The organism is Streptomyces sp. NBC_00989 (assembly GCF_045162655.1).
Lineage (GTDB): Bacteria > Actinomycetota > Actinomycetes > Streptomycetales > Streptomycetaceae > Streptomyces.
Genome location: NZ_CP108728.1, coordinates 200,933 through 225,331 on the forward strand (window position 1 = coordinate 200,933; position 24,399 = coordinate 225,331).

Genomic DNA, 24,399 nt, shown 5'->3' on the forward strand with positions numbered 1-24,399 from the left:
CCCTCCCCCGCGGCTGGAAGCCGCCTCGGGACACGGTGGACCCGTCCGCCGCCCGCCGGGCCGCGGTGGGGTTCTGCGGCGGCCGCCGTCCGGCGTGCGCGGGGAGGGCGCCGCGGGGGCCGGGTGCTGTCCGGCCGCGGGCGCGGGAGGGGTGGTGACCGGGGCGGGAGCGGCCCGCACGGGTGCCGGGCCCGCGTGTTCCCGCCGCCGTGCGGTGTCCGCCGTTGCCGTGTCCGGCCCGTCCCTCCTCTCCTCGCGGCCCACGGCCATGGTCGGCCGGACCGCTGGAGAAGTGCTGAGGGATCGCTTGAGGATCGGTCGGGGGCGGCTGAGGTGAGATGGAGTGCAGTGGGGTGGGGTGGGGAGCAGTGTTCCGGGCCGGGGGCGGGCTGCCGGGCCGGGGGCGGCGGCTCTGGGTGAGGGGCCGGTCGTCCGGCGTGGTGGCTTACCGGGGGCGGGGCGGAGGCCGGGGTGCCGCTGGGGGGCGCCGTTTGCCCGGGCGGTCAGGGCCGTCGTTTCAGGGGGTGCGGGTTCAGAGGGTGCGGGGCCGCTGTTCTCCGGGGGTGAGGCCTGCGGGGCCCGCGCACCCGGTCCGGGAGCGAACCGGGCGGCGCGTGTCTTCGGTGCCCGGTGCGGCGTCGCGCAGGTCTCGCCGTTCAGGGACGGCGGGCCGCTCCGGCCGCGGGTGCCTTGTCTGTCGTACGACTGCTGCCCGCCTCCCGGGACTGGGGGGATGCCGCATCTCCTGTTCTGCGCCGTCCCGTACCGCCGTGGTGGGCCGTGGTGGTACGGGAGTTGGCGGGAGGAGGGGAAGGCTGCGGTCGCGGGCCGGGCCACCGTGGTGCCGGTGCCTGCCGTCCCGGCGTCTGCCATCTGCGGTCTGCGGGGCGGGTGTTACGGCGTCTGCGGGTGGGGGCCGGTCTGGTCCGGGGGCGGGGTGAAGGCCTCGAGGTGGTCCTGGGCCCAGTGCCGGAAGGAGCGGGCCGGGTGACCCGTCAGGGTGCGGACGGTGTCCTCCACGTGGGCCTTGGCGCCGGCCCGCTGGCGTTCCGCGCTCGCCAGGAGGGCCTCGACGACCGGGGGCGGATAACGCCGGCCCAGCGCGGCGCGGGCCTGGTCCGGGGTCAGTTCCTCGAAGCGCAGGGGGACGCCGAGCAGCCGGCCCAGCTCGCGGGTCTGGTCGGCGGCGGTCAGGGCCTGCGGCCCGGTCAGGGTGTAGGCGCGCCCGGCGTGGCCCTCCTCGGTCAGCGCCCGTACCGCGGCCTCGGCGATGTCGCGGGGGTCCACGCAGGCGTTGGGCGAGGTCCCGTACAGCGCGCGGACGGTGCGCTCGCGGCGCACGGGCCCGGCCCAGGACAGGCAGTTGGACATGAACGCGCGCGGGCGCAGCAGCGTCCACTGCAGGCCGCAGCCGCGCAGCAGGTCCTCGTTCGCGCGCTGCCGGCGGGTGACGAGGTCCTGGGCCCCGGGGTCCAGGACGGCCGCCGCGGAGAGCTTCACCACCCGCCGCACCCCGGCGGCGCGGGCGGCCGGGACGAACGCAGCGTCGTCCTCGCCGTCGACACCGGTGGTGACCAGGAACGCCGTGTCCACGCCCCGCAGGGCCCGGGCCAGCGACGGCGGGTCCGTGTAGTCCCCGGCGACCGCCTCCACCCCCGCCCCCGCGAACACCCCCGCGGCCCGCGCCGGATCCCGGGTCATCACCCGCACCCGCAGACCGGCGGGCAGACCCCGGACCACTTCCCGCCCCACCGTCCCCGTCGCACCCGTCACCAGCACCACCGGCATCACCGGGTCCTGCCCGCGGCCGGCCCGCGACGCCGCATCCCGCCCGCCGTCATCCGTTCCTCCCTCGTCCATGACTCCGCGCCCGCGCCCCTTCCGCTCCCCGGCCCCTGATCCCTGGCCCCTGGCCCCTGGCCCCTGGCCCCTGCCTCACGATTCCCTTTTTGAGCTGATTCTTCACAGATTCTTCCGCTTCTTCCGTTTCCGGCCCGGCGGGTCCGGCGGGCCGGAAACGGCCGGGGTGCCGGGATGTGATGTGGGTGCGTCCGGTCTGCCGGTGCGGGGCCGGACGCAGTAAGATCCGGACTGGACGGTTTTTATTGGGCTTTCGGGCTCATCGGAGAGAGAAGACCGGGGGCGGCGATGCAGGACCGGGCGATCCTCACCCGCCAGGCGATCCTCGCCGCGGCGGCCGGGGTCTTCGAGGAACGCGGCTACCGGGCCGCCACGATCAGCGAGATCCTCGCCCGGGCGGGGGTGACCCGGGGCGCGCTCTACTTCCACTTCCCCTCCAAGGAGGATCTGGCGGAGGGGGTGATCCGCGAGCAGGACGGCCGGCTGCCCGCGGCGGGCCGGCACTGCGCGGTCCAGCAGCTGGTGGACACCGTGGTCCTGCACGCCCACCGGCTGCGCACCGACCCGGTGGTCCGGGCCGGTGTGCGGCTCGCCCTCGACCAGCAGGCCGAGGGGCTGGACCGCGGCGGTTCCTTCCGGCGCTGGCGCGAGGTCGGCGCCGGCCTGCTGGAACAGGCCCGGGAGCGGGGCGAGCTGCTGCCGCACGTGGTGCCGGCGGAGACCGCGGGCGTCCTGGTCGGCGCGTTCGCCGGGGTCCAGGCCATCTCCCGGTCCCTGTCCGGCTACCAGGACCTGCCGCGCCGGGTCACCGGCCTGCTGCGGCACGTCCTGCCGTCCGTCGTGATCCCCCCGGTGCTGGCCGCGGTGGACCTCTCCGAGACCCGGGGCGCCTGGGTCCAGGAACAGCTGCACGACACCGGCGGCACGCCGGGACCCGCACCCCTCACCTGACCGCACCCCGCGCCGCATCCCCCACCCCCGCACCCACCCCGGCCACCACACCCGCGCCCGCGTCCACACCCGCATCCGTCACCGTGCCGGTCCCGGTGGCGGTGCTGGTGCTGGTGCTGGTGCTGGTGCTGGTGGCGCGGGTGTCCGGCTCCTCCCGCTCGCGGCCCTCGCCCCTCCCACTGCCCTCACCCGTGCCCTCGCCCATGCCCTCGTCCCTGCCTTCGCCCGTGTCTTCGCGGAAGTAGGTGCGCAGGGCGGGGGCGAGGGGGCCGGCGCCGGCCGCCCAGCCGACGTATCCGTCCGGCCGTACCAGGACCGCCCCGCCCGGCAGCGCGGGTGACGCCGCCCGGACCCGTACCACCCGCAGCAGGCCGGCCCACGGCCGGGCCTGCGCCTCCCAGCGGCCGCCGTCCGCGCCGGACAGCAGGAGCAGCGGCGATCCGCCGGCCAGCAGGCGGATCACGTCGGTACGGCCCTGCGGGGTGGCCAGTTCGGTGTTGGGCAGGAACCGTCCCTCCCAGGGCGAGGGATCCGCGGTGCGGGCGGGCAGCACCGTGTCCTGGGCGCTGACCATGGAGGCCAGCACCCCGCCCTCGCCCTCCCCGCCCCGGGCCAGCAGCTCGCCGAACAGGGTGCGCAGCGGGTCCAGGCCGGCGTCCGGGCGCATGAGGGCGAGCTGGGCGCGGGTGTTGTCGATGACCCGCTGCGCGGCGGGACGGCGTTCCTGGTCGTAGCTGTCCAGCAGGCCCGGGGCGGCGGCGCCGCGGACGGCCAGGGCCAGTTTCCAGCCGAGGCCGAGGGCGTCCAGCACCCCGGCGCTCAGCCCCTGCCCGCCGATCGGGAAGTGCACGTGCGCCGCGTCCCCCGCCAGCAGGATCCGCCCCGCACGGTAGGAACGGGCGATACGGCTGAAGTCGCTGAACCGGCTCAGCCACCGCGCCCGCCCCATCGCGACCTCCCGCCCGGTGATCCAGGCGACCTCCCGGCGCAGCTCCTCCAGCGTGGGCGGCAGCTGCCGGCCACGGTGCGCACCCGTGCAGTTGAGAGTCCGCAGCCGGACACCACCGGCGCCGGTGGTCCCGTCGATGTCGGCGGGCTCGTCGATGTTCTTGACGACGATCCAGCCGCGTTCGGTGCGGTGCCAGCCCGGGCGCAGCGCGCCGGGCTCCTCCAGACGGACGTCGCCCGCCAGCGCGGAGACCGTGGCCGGGTAGCTGCGGCAGGCGAAACCCGCCTGCTCGCGCACCACGCTGCGCGCACCGTCCGCGCCCACCGCGTAGCGGGCCGTGCAGGTCACCGGGCCGTGGCGTCCCTCGGCCGTGACCCGCACCCCCTCCGGCCCCTGCCGGACGCCGGTCACCCGCAGACCGCGCAGGATCACCGCGCCCGCCGCGAGCGCCCGCGCCTCGAAATGACGCTCCAGCCGCTCCTGCTCACACTTGAGGACCGGCGGCGGCTCCAGCGCCGGCGCGCACATGTCCATCCCGGGAATCCCCGCGAAATGGAACCCGCAGCGCGTCGGCGCCGACGCCGTCCGCCCCCCGGGCAGACCGGCGAGATACCCCCGCCGCACCAGGCACTGCACGGCCCGGGCATGCAGCGTGGTCGCCTTGGGCCGGGCGGACACCCCGCCCCGCTCCTCCACGACCACCGTGCGCACCCCGTACCCCGCCAGCTCACACGCCACCACCAGCCCCACCGGACCCCCGCCCACGACCACCACCTGCGCCCGCACGTCACCCGCCATCCCCGACTCCCCCTCCTCATCCCCGACCAGAACCACGCCGTCCACGCACCGCACCCGCCGGCGACGGAACACCGGCCGGCACGGAAACCCGAAGACACCGGAAGACGGAAGAAGACCCACAGACAGAAAGACAGAACCGAAGACGGAGACGAAGAGACGAAGAGCGGGGGCAGGGAGGGGAGCGGAGACGGGAGAAGGTGTACGGCAGCCCGCACGACACCGTGCGCTGCGCGGCACGGCGCCTCCCCCTCCCTCCCCCTCCATCTCCTGCCCTCCGACCGTCTTCCGACTGTCTTACGGCTGCCTCTGCCGGCCCTCCTGCGGCTTCCCGCGGCATCTTCCGGCGCGGCCCGGGCACGGGTTCTGCGGGGCCGCGCGCGACCGTCCAGGGGTGCGGACGCCGCCAAAATATACCGGGTGGACGGTTCTTTGCAATGGTCCCGGAGAACCGCCCGGGAGCGGGCGGGGAGAGCACCGCGGGAGGGGCGGGCACGGGCCGGGGGCAGCATCCGGGACGGCGCCCCGCTTCTTTGCCGGGGCGGGCAACAGCGCGGCAGGGGTGGCCTGTTGGAGGCCCCCGGACGTGCGGTCCCGGAGGTGAGTGGGTGCACGGTCGGACAGGGCGGGGCAGGCTTCAGGGGGCGGACGGGGTGCCGGTCGTTTCCCGGGGCGGTGCTGGCGGCCCGGCCGGGTCGCGCGGTCCCGTTCATGTCCGGATGCCGGAGCACGAGGGCGCGGGGACACGAGGGCGCGGGGCGCGGTGGGGGCGTGTGTCGGGGCAGTGGGTGGTGACGGTCCGGGTGCGCTCGAGGTCCGGCGCGGGCCAGGCGGGTTCCGGGGCCCGGTTGCCGCATCCGTCGTTCACGCGGTGCAGCCGGCTCCGTACCGGACGGGGAAGCCGGTGGCCGCGGATCCGCCGGGGTCCCGGCATGTCCGTCGCCGTTCCGGTCAGGACGAGGCCGGCGGCGGGCTCATTGCCCCCTCGGGAGCAGTTGGACAGCAAGCCGCCTTCTTCGGACTGCCGGGCCGGAGCCGGTTCACACAACAACCGGCAACCGGCCCATGGCCGGGCCGGCATCGCGGTCGACCTGATACCCCCGGCCGCATCAATGACGTTTTCGCCGATCGGAAGCGGTGGGACGCGCCGCCCCCTCCGCCTTCTGCCGGTCCGTTCCTATCCGAACCTCTCCCATGTAGTAACATGTAGGACATGGAGACGACCGCCCGCGAGTTCAACCAGAAGTCCTCACAGATCCTCGCCGCAGCGGCGCGCGGCGAGACCGTCACCGTCACCAAGAACGGCACTCCCGTCGCCCGGGTCGTGCCCATCACCGAAAACGACGTTCCCCCGTACCCGACCAGCCCCATGGGTGACATAGAGCTGCCCGACCTCGGCCTGCCCGACCTCACCGTCGACGAGATCGAGGAAACGCTCAGGGGGATGGGGGCATGAGCCTGGTCGTGATCGCCGACACCAACGCCCTGTACCGTCTGCTCGACCCTAACCTCACGGGCCATCAGGAACACAAGAAGGCCCTGGCTGCGGTCAGCCATCTGGTCATCTCCCCCATGGTCCTGGCCGAGCTGGACTACCTGATCACAGCGCGCGCGGGAACCCGCAAGGCCCTGGCGGCAGCCCGGTTCATCGAGCGCAACACGGCTACCCGTCGGTTCGAAGTCCCGGCCGTCAGCGCGCACTTGAGTGCGGCGATCGCCGTCGCCGAGGGGTACGCGGACGCCGACGGCGGCAAAGGCATCGGTTTGACCGACGCGATGAACGTGGCCCTGGCGGCCGCTTACCGCACCGACGCCATGTTCACCACCGACCGCCACTTCCGGATGATCCGTCCCCTGACCGGCCATCCGGCCTTTCGTCTCCTGCCTGACGATTTGTAGCCCGCGCAGGCCGGAAGGCCGCGCCAGTCCGATCCCGACCCAACACCGCATACAGCTTGCCCCCAGCGGTGTGCTACCCGGTTACGGTGAGGCTGTGATCGCCCAGCCCGAAATCACCCAGCGCGACCTGCGCACCAGATCCAGAGAGATCATGGACGCCGTTCAGGGCGGCCAGTCCTTCACCGTCACCCGCGACGGCCATCGCATCGGCGAACTGATCCCCCTGCGCCGGCACTTCGTCCCGCGCGACGAGTTCGCCGCCATGTCCCGCGCCGCCCCCGACATCTTCCCGGACGCCTTCCGCACAGACCAGGACGCCACCGCCGAGCAGGAGCCGGACGCCCCCTGTGCCCGGTGAGCACCGACAGGGACTCCTGCACACCAACATCATGATTCTCCGCAAGTGGATCGACCCCGCGGAACTGCCCGCCGAGATGGCCATCACCTCCATCACCCTGGCCGAACTCTCCGCAGGCCCCACCCCGTCCGCGGCAACGCCGAACAGGACGACTACGACGAGCACGCCGAACGCGCCCGCCGCACCGACGTCCTCCAGCGCGCCGAGAACGGGTTCGGCCCCGTCCCCTTCGACGTGGAAGCCGCCCGCGTCCACGGCCAGGTCTGCGCCGCCGTCATCAGCGCGGGCCGTCAGCCCCGGCGCCGCATCGCCGACCTGACGATCACCTCGGTCGCCGTCGCGGAGGGCCCGCCCCTGTTCACCACCGACCCCGACGGACTTCACCGGCCTGGACGGCCTGCTCACCGTCGTTGCGGTCGCCCGCCCGAAAGCGCTCCACGACCGGCAGGACGCCACCGCATCCGGACACGTCGCGGGAGAGGCGGGCGCGGACCGGGGCCGCCTCTGCGACGGCAGAGGCGAATCCCGAACGGCTGCCAGGGCCCGGCCACGACGTGAGGCGGCTCACCGCAGTACGCCGGCAAGCGGCCCCCAAGCCTCGGCCGACGGCCGGCGAGGAGGGCTCGGCGCATCCTGGAGGCCCTGCAGGAGGCGGACATTCCCAACTCCGGGCAGTTCCGGCCACGGTGGGCAAAACCCCGCGGGCCGAGAAGGACACAGACCGGGCCGGGTCAGGCCGGGCGGGCGGTGAGCTGTGGGGTCGTGCCGCCGGCGGCGGGGGCGGTCACGGGGGCGCTGTCGGGGCGGGCCGTCAGGATGGAGCGCTGCAGGCGGCCCAGCGGCGCCGAGGGTTCCAGGCCCAGTTCCGTGACGAGGGTGGTGCGCAGCCGCTGGTAGACGTCCAGGGCCTCGCCGCGCCGGCCCGCGCGGTGCAGCGCCACCATGAACTGGCCGTGCAGGCTCTCGTGCATCCGGTGCCGGCTGACCAGCACCGTCAGTTCCGGCAGCAGCTCACGGTGACGGCCCAGGCGCAGGTCGGCGTCGATGCGCTGGGCCAGCGCGCACAGCCGGGCCTCCTCCAGCCGCCGGGCCTCCATGCCGATCTGGCTGCCGGCCTGCAGACCGGTCAGCGCCGGCCCGCTCCACAGATCCAGCGCACCGGCCAGACGGCGGGCCGCCCCCGCGTAGTCCTCGGCGTCCATCGCCCGGTAACCGGTCCCCGCACGGCGCTCGAACTCCCGGTGGTCGACCGTGCCGCCACGCGTCGACAGCCGGTAACCGCCCGGCACGGTCGCCAGAACATCCTTGGCCCCCAGCCGCCCGCCCCCACCGCCCTCCTGCTGCTCCCCCCGCTCCTGCCGCTGTTGTGGTTCTGGTGCGGCCAGCGCCACGCCGATCAGCTCCCGCAGCTGCAGGACGTAGGTCTGCAGGGTGGTGCGCGCACTGCGCGGCGGCAGCGCCCCCCACAGCTCCTCGACCAGCGCACCCACCGCCACCACCTGATCGGCGTGCAGGGCCAGCAGACCCAGCACCCGCCGCGGCTTCGGCGCCGTCGGCACGACCGACACACCGTTCACCCGCACCGCCAGCGCGCCCAGCACTTCGATGTCCACACCCAACTCCCCCACGAGGCCGCCACGACAGCAGGTCCACGGCCCCGCACTCCGGGACCGCCCAACGCCCCGGCCGTCACCGCACCGGAACCCCTCGATAAAAAAACAGCACGGACGGTTTGTCAATGCCGGGTGGACAACCCACCCCCGGGAACGCACAGATCCGGCCAACCCGGCCCCCGCCCCGACCTCCGCCAGGACCCGCCCCGACCCCCGCCAGGACCCGGGCCCACCCCGGGCGGGACACGGGGCGAACCGCCCGCCCAGGAGTTCACGCGAGCGCACGGGGAACCGGCACGGGAGCTCGGGGGCGAGCGACACGGGGGCAAGAGGGCACGCGGGGTTCAGGGCGGGCGCGGAGCGCGGGGCTGAGCGGTACGGGGGGCGCGGGATTCAGGGCGGGGGTGCGGGCCGTGGTCTGGGTGCCGTGTCCGGGTGATGTCGGGCGGTCGTGTGGTGCCCGGGCTTGCATCGCCGGGAGCGCGGACCGTGGGGGGCGGGTCTTTCCGGTCCGGGGTGGTGGGGGGCGGATGGGTCCGGCGTACGTGCGGGGGCGTCGGGGTGGGGCGCGGGCCGGCCGGGGCCGGGGTGCCGGGCGGGGGCGGCCCGGGTAACCGCCGGAACTCCGCTCCCGCCCCCACAGATCCGGGCGGAGGTATGTGCGCGGGAGGGGGCCGGGACGGGGGGCCGCCCGCCCGGCCTTCACCGCGCCCTTCGCTGTGCGGCGGGCCCCGTCCGCGACCGGCGGGAACCCCGAAGACACCGTCGGACACCCTCCCGGGGAGGGGGACGTACGGCTGGAAGCGTGCCGCCACCCCTGCCGTACGGCGGATCGCCGGAAGCTCGGTAGGGCAGGAAGCGGCGGATGGGCGGCCGCCGGAAGCCACCGGGCGGCCTCCAGAGACGGAGGAGCGAGGTGCCGGCGGTGCCGAGGCCGGCGCGCAGCGCCACGCGGGGCAGGTGCGGGGCACCCGGCGCCGGACCACGGACAACACCGCCCGCCCCGCACCCGGGCACTCCGCACCACCGGAGACCGCAGGATCGCCCCGCACTTCCGGGAACAACACCCACACCCACACCCGCACCACACCACACCCGCGCCGGAAGGCGCCTCGGCCGGCCGATACGTGCGGGTGCCGGCCGGCACGTGCGGGTGCCGGCGCCCTCCCGGGCACGCACGGGCACCCGCGCCGCCCATCGGGCGGGACGGGCCGCCGGGCACTCCTTCCGCGGCGTACCCCTCCCTCACCGCATGACCGGACGACGTCACCTCACCGTAACAAACCGCATGCGTGGTTTATATGAGGGGGTGGGAGACGCCCTTGCCGAACCGGCCACCTCCGCAGGATTCCCGGGCCGTCACCGCCAGGCCCGGGGAGGGCGGTAGGCCGCGGCCGTCCGCTCCGGGTGCCACGCCTGATCCCGCGCCGGCCCGGTGCCGCTCCCGTCGCCGCCGTCGTCCGCGCGGGCGGCCAGCACCGCGCACAGCACGGCGCACAGCGCCGCCAGTTCCTCCCTGCTCGCCCGCCCGCGCTCCACCCGGAAAACGCTCTCCGCGCTGCTCACCCGGCCCGCACCCCCTTCATCCCGACGTGCGGCCACCCTGCGCCGGCACGCTGGAGGACCACTCCCGCACCGCTGGAGAACCACCCCGCCCCGCCCCCGCACCGGACACACCGCACCCCCGGCGGGCCGCCCCCGCACCCCGTACCAGGCTCCCGCCGCCCACCCCGCGAAGCCGCCCGCACCACACGCCCCCGCCGGCCCGACGACGGGAGCCCGGCACAGTTCCGGCCACCCGGCACGGAGCGGGTTCCTCCACATCCCGTGCCCCCGGAAGCCCCGATACCCCTAGAAAGAAAACCGAGTGGTATGTATCTTCTGGTCCGGACACCGCGTCACACCGCACCACACGGCACGGCACCACACCGCACGAGTGCACCGCACCGCCGCACCATGCCGGCGCACCGCACCGCACCGTCCCGTACGAGCACGGCACCGCACGCCCCACCCCGCTCCACCCCGCCCTGTCCCGTGCTGCACGGCGGGGCACCGCGGGGCCCCGTACCTCATCCGATCCGTCCCGATCCCGGCCCAGGGGGAACCATGTCCGCACCCACGTTCCACGCCCACCGCCCGGCCCCCGCCACACCGCCCGCCCCGGACACCGCACCCACCGCACCCGCCACCCCTGCCGCACCCGTCATACCCGCCGCACGCACCCCGGAGACCTCACCCGCCACGCACACCACGGGCACGGGTGCCCGGGCGTCCGCGGGTGCCGGAGCGTCCGCGGGTACGGCGATGTCCGGGGGTGCGGCAGGCACGGCGGGTGCGGCGGGGGTGTCCGGGGCCGGTGACGCCTTCGGTCACCTGTCCCTGACCCGGACCGTCCCCAAGGAGTTCGTCCACCGCGCCTCCGTCGCCGAGGTCCTGCTCACCGACTGGCACCGCACCGGCGAGGACCGCTTCACCGTCAGCGCCCAGTGGCCGCGCGGCCACTCCTTCTTCACCCCCATCAACGGCCGCCACGACCCCCTCATCGCCGCCGAGACGATCCGCCAGAGCGGACTCCTGCTCGCCCACACCGAATACGGCGTCCCCCTCGACCACAGCTTCGTCATGCACGACCTCGCCCTCACCGTCGACCCCGCACACCTCCACGTCGGCCCCGCACCCGCCGCCCTCACCATCGACGTCACCTGCTCCGACATCACCCGCCGCCGCGGCCGCGTCTCCTCCCTGCGCTACACCAGCACCCTGCGCCGCGACGGCCACACCCTCGCCCGCGCCGACGCCTCCTGCACCTGCACACCCCCCGCCGTCTACCAGCGCCTGCGCGGCACCCGCACCCACACCACCCCCCTCCCCCTCACCGCCCCCACCGCACCCCAGACCGTCGGCCGCACCTCCCCCACCGACGTCGTCCTCACCCCCACCCCCCACCCCCACACCTGGCAACTACGCGCCGACACCCGCCACCCCGTCCTCTTCGACCACCCCGTCGACCACGTCCCCGGCATGGTCCTCCTCGAAGCCGCCCGCCAGGCCACCACCGCCCACCTCGGCCACCCCACCCTCCCCCTCACCCTCACCACCACCTTCACCAACTACGCCGAACTCGACACCCCCTGCCACCTCCAGACCCACACCACCCCCACCCCCCACCCCACCCACCCCGACACCCACCACACCATCCACATCACCTGCCACCAGAACAACCGCCCCGTCTTCCACTCCACCATCACCGCCACCACCCCCTAACCCCCCAACCACCAACCACAGCGGCACCCCAGCCCCGGCCGGCCCACCCCCACACCCCGCACGCACACCGGACCCACGCCCCCACCGCCCCGGCCCCGCCGCCCCGGACAAGAAAGACCCGCCCCCACACACAGGCCACCACTCCCGGCGACACCAGCCCGGGCAACAGGCAACACACCCCGACACCACCCGGACCCGGCACCCGCGCCGGCCCACACCCCCCACCGCGACACCACGCCGCGAACACACGAGAAACCCCGGCCCCCCGACCGGCACGACACACCCCGGCACCCCCGGCACCCCCGGCACCCCCGGCACCCCCGGCACCCCCGGCACCAGACAGTCCGCCGCCCGGACACACCGGCACACATCACGACACCACCCAGGACACCCGCCCGCGCCGCCGCCTCACCACCCGAACAGCACGGGCAACAGACCGCCGAACGACGAACCGGCCACCGGGAACACCACCTGCCCGCGGTGACACCGGCCGGGAAAACCCACCGACCGCCAGAACCCAGCCCCCGAGCAGGGCCTTCTCACCCCACCCCGCTCCGCCGGCCGGCCCGCCGGACCTGGAGCCGACACAGCCCCCGGCCGTCCACCGGAACCCGGACCACGAACCCGACAACCCACCACGAACACCCCCGCACCAGCAGCGAGACCACCCCGGACCCACAGCCGGCACCCACACCCGACGGGCCACCGACCGGACCACAGAAACAAACCGGCATCACACCACCCGGCACCACAGCCCCCGCCGAGGACCCCACCCCCACCACCGGCCCGACCGAACCCGCCACCCACCCGCAAACGCCACCCCCTACAACAAGGAACCGACCCCACACAGAACAAACACATACACACACTGACAAATCGCCACAAAAAATGTGGGTTCACCCACAGGAAACCAACACCCCACCCCCACCCCCACCCCGACCACCCCGCCAACCGATCACCACACAACCCCCCACCCCCCACACCGAACCCCGTAGACTATACGAACTGGACGGTATTTTTAAACCAGCGGGCACCCCACCCGCAACGAAAGAAGCCACACCATGCCAGCACCCAAACAAGACCGCGCCATCCGCACCCGCCACACCATCCTCATGGCCGCAGCCACCGTCTTCGAAGAACGCGGCTACCAAGCCGCCACCATCAGCGAAATCCTCACCACCGCCAACGTCACCAAAGGCGCCCTCTACTTCCACTTCAAATCAAAAGAACAACTCGCCCAAGGCGTCCTCGCCGGACAAGACCAAAACCTCACCGTCCCCCCACACCCCTGCAAAACCCAAGAACTCATCAACACCACCATGCTCCACGCCCACCGCCTCCAAACAGACCCCCTCGTCCGCGCCGGCGTCCGCCTCACCCTCGACCAACGCGCCGACGGACTCGACCGCACCGCCCCCTTCCACCACTGGACCACCATCGTCACCAACCTCCTCACCCAAGCCCAACAACAAGGCGAACTCCTCCCCCACGTCAACCCCCAAGAAACCGCCCACATCCTCGTCGGCGCCTTCGCCGGCATCCAAGCCATGTCCCAAGCCACCACCAACTACCAAAACCTCCCCACCACCATCACCACCCTCCTCCAACACACCCTCCCCACCATCACCCACCCCGCCACCCTCACCACCCTCAACCTCACCCCCCACCCCTGGCCCCCCACCACCACAAACAACAACAACAACGAGAACGAGAGCAGCGAAAGCGGGGACAACAACGAGGACGAAGGAGACACCACCGGGAACAACAACGAGAACACCAACAGGAACACCAACGGGAACGAAGGAGACAGCCACAGCAGCAGGGACAGAAACAACAAAGAGGACGAAGAAACAACGGAGAAAAACAAAACCAAGGAAACACAGAACACCAGAACAAAAAATGACAAAGCAGCCTGACAACAACAACAGAAACAACAACCCCAAGCCACACCACACCAACTAGTGGTCTGGTGCTGCTGGTGATGGTGACAGCGGCCAACGTGACCGACCGCGGCGCGGCCAAGGAACTGCTGTTCCGCCTCGCACGCATCCACCCCGAGATCGCCATCGTCCGGGCCGACTCCGCCTACGCCGTGAAGCTTGTGACCTGGGCCAAGACCTACCTCGACATCACCATCAAAACGGTCCGGCGTCCACCCGGACGCGAAGGCCTTCGTCGCCCTCCCGCGCCGCTGGGTGGCCGGGCGTTCCCAGTCGTGGATCATGCGAGCCCGCCGGCACTTCCGCGACCACGAACAGCTCCCCGAGATGAGCGAATCGTTGATCACGTGGGCGGCCATCACGCCAATGACCCGGCGTCTCACCCACAGCAAAACCCGTCCCGCCGAACGGCGCGACCTCGCTCCGTACTACCTGCAGCAGAAGGCAGCAGCCTGAGCTTGAGCAGACGACCAGAACCGGGTTATGGGAGACGATCACAGAAGCCGCTGATCACAGCCGGGTCTGCTGCAGGTTTGGGTGACAGGTTCGGTCACGCGGCCTGAAGGGCCGGTGTGGTCATGACGGTCTCGAATTCGACGGGGGTCAGCCGGCCGAGTGCGGCTTGTCTGCGGCGCCGGTGGTAGGTCCTCTCGATCCAGGTCACGATCGCGATGCGCAGTTCCTCGCGGGTGGCCCACGATCGGCGGTCGAGGACGTTGCTTCTGCAGCAGGCTGAAGAAGGACTCCATGGCCGCGTTGTCGCCTGCCGCGCCGACCCTCCCTATCGAGCCGGCCATCCGGTGGTGGTCGAGGGCCCGGACGAACTTCCGTGAGCGGAACTGCGATCCGCGATCACTGTGCAGAATGCACCCGTCGACGTGTCCACGCCGGGCAACAGCGTTGTTGAGGGCTGTGACGGCCAGGCGGGACTTCATCCGCGTGTCGATCGAGTAGCCGACGATCCTCCTGCTGAAGACGTCCTTGACCGCACAGAGATACAACTTGCCTTCGCCGGTGACGTGTTCGGTGATGTCGGCGAGCCACAACCGGTTCGGGCCGGTCGCGGTGAAGTCACGGCGGACGAGGTCGTCGTGCACCGGTGGGCCGGCTTTCTCGGTACTGCCGCGCTTCTTGCCGAACACGCTCCACCAGTTGTTGTCCCGGCAGATCCGCCACGCGGTCCGGTCGGCCATGCCGGATCCCGCGCTGCGGGCTTCGTCGGCCAGGAACCGGTAGCCGAATTCCGGATCCTCGCGGTGAGCGTCGAACAACGCGTTCGCGCGTGTGGCTTGCTCGAACTCGGCACCGGTCACGGGACGTTCGAGCCAGCGGTAGTAGGGCTGGCGGGCGAGTTTCAGGACCCTGCACGTGACCGTGACGGGAATTCCGCCCGTGGCCAGCTCTTTCACGAGCGGGTAGACCCTTTTCCCGGCAGATGAGCCTGCGACAGGTAGGCCGCGGCCCGGCGCAGGACCTCGTTCTCCTGCTCCAGCAACTTGATCCGCCGACGCGCTTCCCGCAGTTCCGCGTTGTCCTGGCCGGTCGTTCCGGACTTGGTCCCGTCATCGATGTCCGCGCGACGCATCCACTTCCACAGCGTCATCGCGTGCACTCCGAAGTCGGCGGCCACCTGCTCGACCGTCACGCCCGGACCGCGGTTCCTCGCAATCCGTACGACGTCCTCGCGGAACTCTTGCGGATAAGGCTTGGGCACAGCGACATCCTTCCCACCCACCCCACAGGGCAAGCCATTTCAGATGTCACCCGATCGTGCACCAGACCCCAGGGGTTACCCGGGCAGATGGCTCAGCGGCCGGGCGCGCCAGACTGGTCGTACGGCTTCCCGCTAGCTAATCTCTTTCCAGGCTTTGCAGCCGGTGGTGTTGAACGCCTTGTCGGTGGCGGCGATCGTGACGGTCGTCTGGCCGCTGGTGGCGTTGTTGGCGATGATGTCCTTCACCTCGCCGGAGGTGCTGGAGAGCCTGGCCCAGTAGCAACTGGTGACGAGGCCGCCCTGCGGGCCCCCGCTGCGGTAGGTGCCCGGCTTGATGTCGTTACCGACGACGTACGTGCCATCGCCAGGGAACCCACCCGAGGAAACCTTGCCGGCTGCCGACGGGGTGCTGTCGGTGGCCGCGCGCGTGGCGGTCACGGTCGCGGTGACCGTCGCTGAAGGTGCTGCCTTGTCGCTGCTGGAGTTGCTCGTGACGCCGATCAGCACACCGACGAAGAGACCGACGAGAGCCGCGCCCGCATGGGTGAGGACCTTCCAGCGGGGGCGCGCTGGACATGGCTCCGACTGAGTCCTGTCGCCGCGGTCCGGGGGTTGCAGTGGCCCGTCCGGAGGGCCTGGCGGGATCGGGCTGTTCATGACTTCAGCGTGCGTCCGCCAGCCTGTCCCCGCACGTGGAGCCGCGGGGAGGGCGCCGTGGATAGGCGCGGCGTTGTCGGGGTCGAGGCGTGCGCCGCCCTTGGACAGCGGCACGACGTGGTCGACGGTGAACGACAGCGGCTGCTTGGCATGCAGCTCGTATCCGATGTTGTGGCCGCACCGTGCGCACGGGAAGCGCTGGGCTCGGAGCCAGGCACACAGCCGGCGGTATAGGCGCCCGTTGCGTGGGTTGCCGGCCACGGGCGCCTCCTCGGCTACGCCTTGGGCACGGTCCAGGTGACGGGGTCGCGGCCGCCAGGGCCGTAGATGATCCGGTCGGGACGGGTGCCCTTCGCCATGCTGAACGTAATCTTTCCGCGCAGGCAGGTGCCAGGCTGTACGGCGGTGCTCTCGACGGGGTACTCCGGCTTGGGGATGCCGGCGCCGCTGACGCCGGGTGCCTGGATCCGGGTGTCATCGGGGTAGCCCAGGGCCCACGGGCTCTGGGCGACCATGACGTTGGTGCTGGTGGCGTCGGCGCAAACCTTGACTTCGAGGATGGCCCAGGTCGGATTGGGGAAGTCGGCGAGCGCGTCGGAGAGGTCGACCTTGGCCGGCTGGGTATAGCTGATGACGCTGGTGGTGGCGCTGATGTGGCTGCCGTCGAGGTCGGTGTCCGACCAGTGGCGGCCACCGCCGATGGCGAGGGCCTTGAGCTTGGCGACCGCCGTCGTGGTGGCCGTGCTGGAGGGCTTGGCGGCAGTCGTGGGCGCCTTGCTGTCGTCGCTGCTGGTGTTGCTGCTGCAGGCGGTGGCGGCCGCGATGAGCAGAGCCGCGCAGGCGGCTGTGCGGGCGTTCATGGTCCCCCCGGGCGTGCTGATGCTGAGGGTGCATCATCGCGCCCCGTGTGGGGCGATGCGGGGTCGTGTGGCCGTCTTGTGATGTTGAGGTCCGCCGCCCGGCGCTGCACATCCCGTGGGGTCACCTCTGCCCCGGCGCCGGGCGGCGAACGCTGACACGACGAAGCCCCAGCCGACTACTCACCGGCTGGGGCTTGAGCATGTGTCTGCGGCGGCTACTTGTCGGGGCCTGACACGTCGATCCATATCTTCTTGATCTTCCCGCTGACCATCCTCCGCATGCAGCGATCGTTTCCCATCTGTGCCGTTGCTGGTGGCGGCGTCGACGAACTCCTTGAGTTCGGCGAGTGTGATTGGTCGGCTCTTGCCGTCGAGCATGCGCTGATGTCGAGGCATGAAGGAAAAGATGGGCTGTGCCTGCTCGTTGAGTAGCGGAACTGGGCATCCCGGTCCGGGTGCTGAGCACCCTCGATGGTCTTGGCGTTGGCCTGCAGACTGAAACCTTCCTCCCGCAGCAGGCCGGCGACCGTATCAGCGGAGACCCGGTGGCACTGCCGGGTCAGCTCCACCGCCAGCCTCCGGGTCGACTCCGTCGTCCACCGCAGCGACGACATCAGGTCACCCCGCTCGTCGGGCTCGACCAGCGCAAGCAGCACCGGCCGCAGCCCCGGACCGAGGACCACAGCCTTCTTCCGGCCCCCACCAGGACGACGAACCCACCCCAACACAGCCTGACCAGAGTCCAGTTCAGCCGCCCCGCGCGAGACCGCACCCTCTTGAACCCCCGCCGCGGCAGCGACGAGCCTGATCCCACCATGCCCCAGCGACAGCACCTCCGCCCCTATGGCCAGCCGACGCTGCCGCTCGTCCAGATGCGGCAACAACACCCGAAACTTCGCAGCCAGGACCGCCTCGATCCCCTCCGGTCTCCCCATACCAGAACAACGAGTCCCGCAACTGGAAGCCACGACTTGTTTCCCGGCAAGCCCTAAGAGAACAACTGATCTGCTTTGCGGGTGATTTGGGGTACTCGCTGTGACCCAGGACGATGGTGGGTCGTTGCGTGTCTTGTGAGTCCTCGACGCCCGTATCGCAGTGATGTCTCCGATGCCCGCTGGACGTTGATCGAGCCGGTGTTCGTGTCTTGGCGGGCAGACCGGACAGGGCCGGGGATCGCGGCGCGGATTCACGATCTGCGGGAGATCGTGAACGCGATCCTCTATGTCAACCGGACGGGTATCCCGTGGGAGTACCTGCCGCACGACTTCCCTCCGTACAAGACCGTCTACGACTACTACGCGAAGTGGGAAGCGGACGGTACGACTCAGCGGGTGCATGACCTGCTGCGTGACAAGGCCCGTCGCGCACAGGGCCGGCCGGCGGCCCCGTCGGCCGCTGTCATCGATGCGCAGAGCGTGAAGACCTCCGCAAATGTCGCCGAGGCCAGTCAGGGCATCGATGCCGGCAAGAAGATCAAAGGGCGCAAGCGTCATGTCGCCACAGACACGCTCGGCCTGGTCCTCGCGGTCATCGTCACTGCCGCCTCGGTCCACGACTCAACCGGCGGGAAACGCCTCCTCGACGAGCTCGCCGCGTCGCACCCCAGCGTGACTGTCAACGGCCTCTTGATCGTCCCCGCTGGCGGCCGTGAGGCATCCCCGCAGGTGGACGACATGATCGCCCCGCTTGCGGCCAGATATTCTCCCCGCCTTCGATTCACGTGGATCAGCTGAAGGGCTTCACTCCCTTTCCGGTGGTGGCCTCGGTGAACCGGAACGAATCACCCTGAGTGACCGTGACGTGGGCGTGGTGGAGGAGTCGGTCGACGGTCGCGGTGGCCAGGGTCTTGGGCATGATCTCGTCGAATCCGGACGGATGGAGGTTGCTCGAAACCGCGATCGAGCGCCGTTCATATGCGGCATCGACCAGGCGGTAGAAGCCCTCGGCGGCGTCCTCGGAGACGGGCAGCAGGCCGATGTCGTCGACGATTATCAGGTCCGAGCGGACGATCTTCGCGAGGGCCCGGGCGATGGAGTCGTCCGCGCGGTGCCGGCGGACCAGCATCCCCAGGTCCTCGATGGTGAACCAGGCGACGGTCAGGCCGGCCTCGACCGCGGTCTGCCCGAGGGCCTCGGTGAAGTGCGACTTTCCCGTCCCCGACGGTCCACAAATACAAAAATTCTCCCGTCGGCCGACCCATTCCAGGCTCTTGAGGGCGTCCTGAGTGGCCCGCGGTATGGACGACTTGGTCTCGTGCCAGTCCCCGAAGGTCTTGCCGGTGGGGAACCCGGCCCGCTTGCGGCGAGTGTGCAGGTTGGCCCGGTCGCGGCCGGCGGCTTCCTCCGCCAGCAGGACGCGGACGACCTCGGCGGGATCCCAGCGTTGGGCCTTCGCGGTGGGGATGATGTCGGTCAACGAGCGGCGGATGTGCGGCAGTTTGAGCCGTCTGGTGAGCTCGATGGCCTCGGAGAGCGGGTCGCCGTTCGTGCCGAGAACGGTGCGGATCGGGGTGGCCATCAGACGTGGTCGCTTTCGTCGTGCTCGGAAAGATCAGGAGTGCTCGGGGCGGGGGCGCCGAGGGCGGACCAGGCAGAGGTGCCGGGCTGCAGCGAGTGGGCCTCACTGCGGCGGACCGGCTCGGCCAGGCCGTGAACGGCCTGGTAGTCGAGGATCGACAAAAGGTCCTTGTCCGCGAAGCGGGAGGTGACCGCGGCGGTGCCGAGCGCCCGGTCAACTTCCGCTATGGAGTAGAGCTTTGAGAGCGCGACGGCCTCGGCCATCTTCGCCTTGATCCGGCGAACCCCGGCAGCCCCGGCCTCGACCAGCCAGCTCGCAGCACCTGGGCCGAGCTGGAGGAACGCAGCTTCCTCTGCGGAGGTCGCCCTCGGAGTGCGGTCCCTTTCCTTGTCTTCGCGCGGCGGGTAGTGGGCATCCTCCAGGACCGGCGAGCCGGGCTCGCCGCGCGGGTGGCGGGCGACCTCGTGGGCCGAGCCGGTCTCGTCGACGGCGGTGACGATCAGCTCGTCGCCGTGGAAACGGGCCCAGACCCGGGTGTCGATCAGCTCGTGCGGGACTGAGTAGCGGACCGCGTCGACCGAGATCGTCGACTCCCAGGTCACCCGGCGGGTGGTGCCGAAGGCGGCGGTGAACGGCCGCCTCGGCAACGGATGCAGACGCTGTTGTTCCTCCGCGAGCCGCTCGACCGGCTTGCGTCGAGTCGCCTTGTGCGTGCGGGAGTTGACCTCCTCGCAGAACTGCCGGCAGGCGGCTTCCAGCTCGCCGAACGTCTTGTATTGTTCGCGCAGATTGACGTCCCGGGGCACCAGATCGGCCTTCGCGATCTTCACCGTGGACTCGGATCCGCCCTTGGTTTCCGGGTCCGCCGGCAGACACGTACGAATCGTCGTGCCGTAGTGCCTCGCGACCTCGACGATCTCCGGGTTGCGGACCGCGATCCCGGCGACGTGGTCGATGGTGACCGTCTTCTCGTTGTCCGTAAGGACATAGGCCGGGACCCCGCCGATCCTGCGGAAGGTGGCGTCCAGACATGCGGTGATCGTCGGCAACGTCTTGTCCCAGATCGGGATGACGACGCGGAAACGGGACCAGGCCACCCATGCGCAGAACAGCGTGGTCTTGCGGCCCTTGATCACCGGCCCGTCGCCGAAGTCGTACTGAATCCAGAGCCCCGGCTCGGTCACCCACGGCCGGTAGACCCTGCGCAGACCGGCCCTGAACTGGGCTTTCGCCTCGGCCACCGTGCGGCGGGTGGTGCGTTCCCCACCGGTGAAACCCATCGCGGCGATCCTCTTGTGGACCACGTCCGCGCGGATACGGCCTTGCGAGCGGACCACCAGCTCCTCGATCTTCGGCAGATAATCGTCGATCGCGCGAGCCCGGTGACGGCGCTGGTCAGGATGCTGACCGGCCGCCCGCATCTTCACATAACGGGCCACCGTGTGGTGGTCGCACCCGGCCAGCTCGGCCGCCGCACGGTAACTGCCTGTGAGGTCGTATGCCTCAAGGATCTCCATGATCTCCCTGCTGTTCTTCACCCGCTCCAGCGTCGCCGAGCGGGACTACTCGGGGCGAGCGGGGAGAAATATCTGGCCGTACGCGGGGATTCCCGAGGCCACAAAATGCGCCGTAGATGGCCGCCACCGGGGAGCTTACGGAGGCCGCCGTCACCCAAACCACACCAACTAAAGGTTGTCCCGTAAAGTGATCTTCGAGTTGGTGCGGGCGGGATTAGCTGTTCGTTGCCTGTCCGTCAAGGATGAGGTTGTGTAGACGGGCGATGCCGAGCATGGCGAGGTGGACGCCGTCGCCTTTGAGGCGGCAGTCACGCAAGATCTTCCAGCCCTTCATTCGGGCGAAGGTGTGTGCTCGACGCGGGCGCGAACTCGCTTGTGGGAGCGGTTGTGTTCCTCCTTCCAGGCTGGCAGGTCGCTTCCCTTTTCGCGTCGGTGTGGGATGACCAGGCCGGTCCCCTGGTAGCCGCCGTCGGCGATCGTCATCGTGGTACCGACGGCGGCCTTGGCTCCGGACTCCTCCCACCCGCGGGAGTCGTGTCGATTGCCGGGCAAGGGTCGGCCGACCACGACGACCAGGCGGGTGTCGGCGTCGATAACGACCTGGTGGGCTGTGGAGTAGCGATAGTTCTTGGACTGCGCGGCGAGCGTGCGGTCGCGGGTCGGCACCAAGGTTCCGTCCACGATGAGCACAGTGTCCTTGCGGAACCGTCTTCGCTGCCGGAGCGCCAACAGTGGACCGAGGTGGTCGATGATCCGGTCTGCGGCCGACTTGGAAATCCCGAACAACGCAGCCAGCTGTCGCATCGTCAAGTTCGTGCGCCAGTATGCCGTGACCAGCAGAACTCGGTCCTCCAGCGGCAGACTCCAGGGACGCCCGCGCTGTTGATCCGCAGCCTGCTCGCGTCGTATCTCGGCTACCAGCTTGGCGAAGCAGCGCGGGGTCAGCCCCGTGAAGGGCTCTATCCAGGACGGCACCGACGCCGTAATCACACCAGCCACGCCGTGATGGTTGCATCTCCCAACAGCCGTCACGGGGGAAGCCATAGAGTGAGGCCCCGTGCGAAGCCTGGACTGTCTGCCGAAAGCCCATCTCCATCTTCATCTCGAAGGCGCGATGCGTCCTGCCACGCTCGCGGAGCTGGCGGACGAGCGTGACGAACGGCCGCCGCATTTTGGCGGCTTCACCTCGTTTGAGCACTTCAACGCCTTGCATGGCGCCGCTGCCCGGCTGGTGCGTGAGGGCCCGCGCAGGAACCTTCTGCGGCTGGTACGCGAGGTGGTCGAGGATGCTGCCGCGGACGGAGCGGTATGGATCGAGCCGCACTTCAACCCCCTGACCTACGAGGACGATCCGGACGCCGCGCTCGACCTGCTGGACGAGGTGATTGACCAGGGCCGCCGCACGGGCGTCCGGCTGGGCGTGGGCTTCGGCATTCTGGTGTTCGCCCGGCGCAACGCGGACCCGTCACATGCAGTCGAGACCGCCCGCCTCGCGGCCAGACGATCAGGTGACGGGGTGGTTTCCTTCGGCCTGGCCGGAGACGAGACCCGCCAGACCGCTGAGTTGTTCGCCGAGGCGTTCGCCATCGCCCGCGATGCCGGGCTGATTCCCGCCCCTCATGCAGGGGAACTTGTCGGCCCGGCCAGCGTGCGCGCCGCACTCGACGTACTCGGCGCCCGACGGATCGCCCACGGCGTACGGGCAATCGAAGACCCGGCTCTTCTAGCCCGCCTGGCTGCGGAAGGCGTAGTCCTCGACGTCTGCCCCACCTCCAACGTCGCCCTCGGGGTCGTTGCGTCCCTGCCTGCGCACCCCCTGCCGCTACTGCTGCAAGCAGGCGTCCGGTGCACCCTCAACGCCGACGACCCTCTGCTGTTCGGTCCGGGTGTGCTGCAGGAGTACGAAACAGCCCGCACGGCGTTATCCCTCACCGACCCCCAACTCGCCGCCGTGGCCCGTACCTCGCTCGAAGCTTCCGGCGCCCCGCGCGCCACCGTGGAAGACGCGGTCACCCGCATCGGCGCATGGCTGGACATCCCGGGCCAGGCAACTGCACCCCCAACCCAGCAAGCATGTCGACCGCCGCACCATAAGGCATCTTCTGAAACGACCAGCCAGAGATTGCGGGACAACCTTTAGTAGGACTCCGTTAGGTCTTCCTGTTGGCGCTGATCAAGAGCATGTTGGGTTGGTGGACTTACATGAAGTGAGGCGTGTTCGGGCGACGTTGGCGTTGTTTGTGGCCGATGTGTTCGCTTCGGTTCCGCGGAAGGATCAGCGGGCCAAGGGCGACTGCTATCTGCGCGGACTCATGCTGGACGGCCGCCGCAAGTCGATCCAGGCGATGGCTGCGCGACTGCCGGACGGCAACGAACAAAACCTGCAGCAGTTCGTGAACCAGTCGACCTGGGATCCGGAGCCTGTGCAGCTGCGGGTCAACGAACGGCTGCTGCCCCTGGTCGACCCGGTGGCCTGGGTGATCGACGATGTGTCGATGCCCAAGGACGGCCGGATGTCGGTCGGTGTGGCTCCGCAGTACTGCGGAGCCCTGGGCAAACGCGCGAACTGCCAGGTCGCGGTCAGTGTCCACGCTGCCAGTGACACTGCCTCCTGCCCCCTGCAGTGGAGACTGTTCCTGCCCCAGGAGTGGGCCGCGGACAGCCACCGCCGCACCAGGACCCTGATTCCGGCCGAGGTCACACACCGGGAGAAATGGCGCCTGGCACTCGACATGCTCGACAAGCTCGCGGATTGGGGGATGACACCGCCAGCGGTGGTGGCCGACGCCGCCTACGGCACCAATGCACACCTGCGGGCCGCCCTGTCGAAACGAGGACTCACCTATGTCCTGTCCATCCGGTCGGACGTGAGCGCCCACCCCTTCGACGCACAACCCATGGCCCCGGACCGCAAAGGAGATGTCGGCTGCTGGCCGCAGCCTCGCTACCGCCAGAAGGCACCGTCCGTGGCAGTCCTTGCCACAAGCCTTGGACCGGAAGCGTTCACCCCGCTCACATGGCGCCAGGGCTCGAAAGGGGAGTTACGTTCCCGCTTCGCAGCCGTGCGTGTGCGTCCGGCCGGAAAAGCCGTCGAACAACCGGTCAAAGCAGCGGCCTCGGCCGAGCAAGGCTGGTGGGACGGGGTCCTGCCCGACTGCTGGCTACTGGCCGAATGGCCCGCCGGCGCCGAAGCTCCGAGCGAATACTGGCTGTCCAACCTCCCGCCCGATGCCCCGATCACCGATCTGGTCCGCCTGGCCAAGGTCCGCTGGCGCATCGAGCACGACTACCGGGAGCTCAAACACGGCCTGGGCCTGGACCACTTCGAGGGCCGTTCCTGGCCGGGCTGGCACCACCACGTCACCCTCGTGACAGCCGCCCACGCCTTCCTCACCGAACGGCGCCTGGCCCCAAAAGCACAGGAAGCAGCTTCACCCTCTACCAGATCCTCGACGCTCTCCAAGACACCCTGAGGTGCTGGACCGGGATCTGCACCAGCTGCCAG

At 70.7% G+C, this 24,399-nt stretch carries 15 protein-coding genes and 7 pseudogenes; 11 read left to right on the forward strand and 11 right to left on the reverse strand.

The window, feature by feature from the left end:
- Positions 1 to 894: 894 nt before the first annotated feature.
- A complete protein-coding gene (locus tag OG714_RS00955) occupies positions 895 to 1,782 on the reverse strand; it encodes an NAD(P)H-binding protein (protein ID WP_406131681.1) in 888 nt (295 codons plus the stop codon).
- A 366-nt stretch (positions 1,783 to 2,148) separates the two neighbouring features.
- On the opposite strand from OG714_RS00955, the gene OG714_RS00960 reads away from it, so the two are divergent.
- The gene (locus OG714_RS00960) at positions 2,149 to 2,811 is read left to right on the forward strand and encodes a ScbR family autoregulator-binding transcription factor (protein ID WP_406117830.1); all 663 of its coding nucleotides are present in this window, start codon (positions 2,149 to 2,151) and stop codon (positions 2,809 to 2,811) included.
- Here the strand turns inward: OG714_RS00960 and OG714_RS00965 are convergent.
- A complete protein-coding gene (locus OG714_RS00965; RefSeq protein ID WP_406117831.1) occupies positions 2,804 to 4,603 on the reverse strand; it encodes an FAD-dependent monooxygenase in 1,800 nt (599 codons plus the stop codon). The two genes, OG714_RS00960 and OG714_RS00965, sit on opposite strands and share 8 nt — an antisense overlap.
- A 1,165-nt stretch (positions 4,604 to 5,768) precedes the next feature.
- Between OG714_RS00965 and OG714_RS00970 the strand changes: the two genes are divergently transcribed.
- From OG714_RS00970 to OG714_RS00985, 4 genes and pseudogenes are all read left to right on the forward strand, one after another.
- A complete protein-coding gene (locus OG714_RS00970) occupies positions 5,769 to 6,011 on the forward strand; it encodes a type II toxin-antitoxin system Phd/YefM family antitoxin (protein ID WP_406117833.1) in 243 nt (80 codons plus the stop codon).
- Entirely contained in the window at positions 6,008 to 6,454 is a 447-nt protein-coding gene (locus tag OG714_RS00975) for a PIN domain-containing protein (protein ID WP_406117835.1), read from the forward strand. The genes OG714_RS00970 and OG714_RS00975 overlap by 4 nt, the downstream gene beginning before the upstream one ends.
- Before the next feature lie 94 nt (positions 6,455 to 6,548).
- Positions 6,549 to 6,812 carry a type II toxin-antitoxin system Phd/YefM family antitoxin gene (locus OG714_RS00980; RefSeq protein WP_406117836.1) on the forward strand — a complete coding sequence of 88 codons (264 nt, stop codon included), beginning with the start codon at positions 6,549 to 6,551 and terminating at the stop codon, positions 6,810 to 6,812.
- 31 nt (positions 6,813 to 6,843) lie between these two features.
- Positions 6,844 to 7,257 (forward strand): annotated as a pseudogene (locus OG714_RS00985) (type II toxin-antitoxin system VapC family toxin); the annotation flags it as partial.
- 286 nt (positions 7,258 to 7,543) lie between these two features.
- Here the strand turns inward: OG714_RS00985 and OG714_RS00990 are convergent.
- Positions 7,544 to 8,425, reverse strand: coding sequence for a BTAD domain-containing putative transcriptional regulator (locus tag OG714_RS00990; RefSeq protein ID WP_406117837.1), 882 nt, complete (start codon positions 8,423 to 8,425; stop codon positions 7,544 to 7,546).
- A 1,359-nt stretch (positions 8,426 to 9,784) separates the two neighbouring features.
- Positions 9,785 to 9,991, reverse strand: coding sequence for an acyl-CoA carboxylase epsilon subunit (locus OG714_RS00995; RefSeq protein WP_406117838.1), 207 nt, complete (start codon positions 9,989 to 9,991; stop codon positions 9,785 to 9,787).
- 540 nt (positions 9,992 to 10,531) lie between these two features.
- Here OG714_RS00995 and OG714_RS01000 point away from each other — a divergent pair.
- The 3 genes and pseudogenes from OG714_RS01000 to OG714_RS01010 all read left to right on the forward strand — a co-directional run.
- On the forward strand, positions 10,532 to 11,689 hold the full coding sequence (locus OG714_RS01000) for a ScbA/BarX family gamma-butyrolactone biosynthesis protein (protein WP_406117840.1): 1,158 nt from the start codon (positions 10,532 to 10,534) through the stop codon (positions 11,687 to 11,689).
- A gap of 1,061 nt (positions 11,690 to 12,750) precedes the next feature.
- A pseudogene (locus tag OG714_RS01005) lies at positions 12,751 to 13,353 on the forward strand (ScbR family autoregulator-binding transcription factor); the annotation flags it as partial.
- A 293-nt stretch (positions 13,354 to 13,646) separates the two neighbouring features.
- Positions 13,647 to 14,019: pseudogene (locus tag OG714_RS01010) on the forward strand (transposase); the annotation flags it as partial.
- 160 nt (positions 14,020 to 14,179) lie between these two features.
- Here the strand turns inward: OG714_RS01010 and OG714_RS01015 are convergent.
- The 4 genes and pseudogenes from OG714_RS01015 to OG714_RS01030 all read right to left on the reverse strand — a co-directional run.
- Positions 14,180 to 15,343 (reverse strand): annotated as a pseudogene (locus OG714_RS01015) (IS3 family transposase).
- A 132-nt stretch (positions 15,344 to 15,475) separates the two neighbouring features.
- Positions 15,476 to 16,261 carry an HNH endonuclease gene (locus OG714_RS01020; protein WP_406117842.1) on the reverse strand — a complete coding sequence of 262 codons (786 nt, stop codon included), beginning with the start codon at positions 16,259 to 16,261 and terminating at the stop codon, positions 15,476 to 15,478.
- A gap of 14 nt (positions 16,262 to 16,275) precedes the next feature.
- Positions 16,276 to 16,860, reverse strand: a complete 585-nt coding sequence (locus OG714_RS01025) for a hypothetical protein (RefSeq protein WP_406117844.1) — start codon at positions 16,858 to 16,860, stop codon at positions 16,276 to 16,278.
- A gap of 428 nt (positions 16,861 to 17,288) precedes the next feature.
- Positions 17,289 to 17,795 (reverse strand): annotated as a pseudogene (locus OG714_RS01030) (ISAzo13-like element transposase-related protein); the annotation flags it as partial.
- Between the two features lie 135 nt (positions 17,796 to 17,930).
- Here OG714_RS01030 and OG714_RS01035 point away from each other — a divergent pair.
- A pseudogene (locus OG714_RS01035) lies at positions 17,931 to 18,473 on the forward strand (IS5 family transposase); the annotation flags it as partial.
- Between the two features lie 112 nt (positions 18,474 to 18,585).
- On the opposite strand, the gene istB reads toward OG714_RS01035, so the two are convergent.
- The 3 genes and pseudogenes from istB to OG714_RS01050 form a co-directional block, all read right to left on the reverse strand.
- Positions 18,586 to 19,377, reverse strand: coding sequence for an IS21-like element helper ATPase IstB (istB, locus tag OG714_RS01040; RefSeq protein WP_329556472.1), 792 nt, complete (start codon positions 19,375 to 19,377; stop codon positions 18,586 to 18,588).
- Positions 19,377 to 20,915: an IS21 family transposase gene (istA, locus tag OG714_RS01045; protein ID WP_406117846.1), complete on the reverse strand. Its 1,539-nt coding sequence runs from the start codon at positions 20,913 to 20,915 to the stop codon at positions 19,377 to 19,379. The genes istB and istA overlap by 1 nt, the downstream gene beginning before the upstream one ends.
- A gap of 193 nt (positions 20,916 to 21,108) precedes the next feature.
- Positions 21,109 to 21,893: pseudogene (locus OG714_RS01050) on the reverse strand (transposase).
- A gap of 58 nt (positions 21,894 to 21,951) precedes the next feature.
- Here OG714_RS01050 and add point away from each other — a divergent pair.
- Both add and OG714_RS01060 read left to right on the forward strand, forming a co-directional pair.
- Complete coding sequence (add, locus tag OG714_RS01055) at positions 21,952 to 23,034, forward strand: adenosine deaminase (protein ID WP_406117847.1); 1,083 nt, start codon at positions 21,952 to 21,954, stop codon at positions 23,032 to 23,034.
- Positions 23,035 to 23,086: 52 nt separating this feature from the next.
- The gene (locus OG714_RS01060; protein ID WP_406117848.1) at positions 23,087 to 24,367 is read left to right on the forward strand and encodes an IS701 family transposase; all 1,281 of its coding nucleotides are present in this window, start codon (positions 23,087 to 23,089) and stop codon (positions 24,365 to 24,367) included.
- Positions 24,368 to 24,399 lie beyond the last annotated feature (32 nt).

What these genes read in the sequence shown, in the direction of transcription:
- OG714_RS01025 (WP_406117844.1), bottom strand. Translation starts at nt 16,860, where the DNA reads ATGAACGCCCGCACAGCCGCCTGCGCGGCTCTGCTCATCGCGGCCGCC.
- OG714_RS00960 (WP_406117830.1), top strand. Translation starts at nt 2,149, where the DNA reads ATGCAGGACCGGGCGATCCTCACCCGCCAGGCGATCCTCGCCGCGGCG.
- OG714_RS01000 (WP_406117840.1), top strand. Translation starts at nt 10,532, where the DNA reads ATGTCCGCACCCACGTTCCACGCCCACCGCCCGGCCCCCGCCACACCG.
- OG714_RS00970 (WP_406117833.1), top strand. Translation starts at nt 5,769, where the DNA reads ATGGAGACGACCGCCCGCGAGTTCAACCAGAAGTCCTCACAGATCCTC.
- istB (WP_329556472.1), bottom strand. Translation starts at nt 19,377, where the DNA reads ATGGCCACCCCGATCCGCACCGTTCTCGGCACGAACGGCGACCCGCTC.
- OG714_RS00975 (WP_406117835.1), top strand. Translation starts at nt 6,008, where the DNA reads ATGAGCCTGGTCGTGATCGCCGACACCAACGCCCTGTACCGTCTGCTC.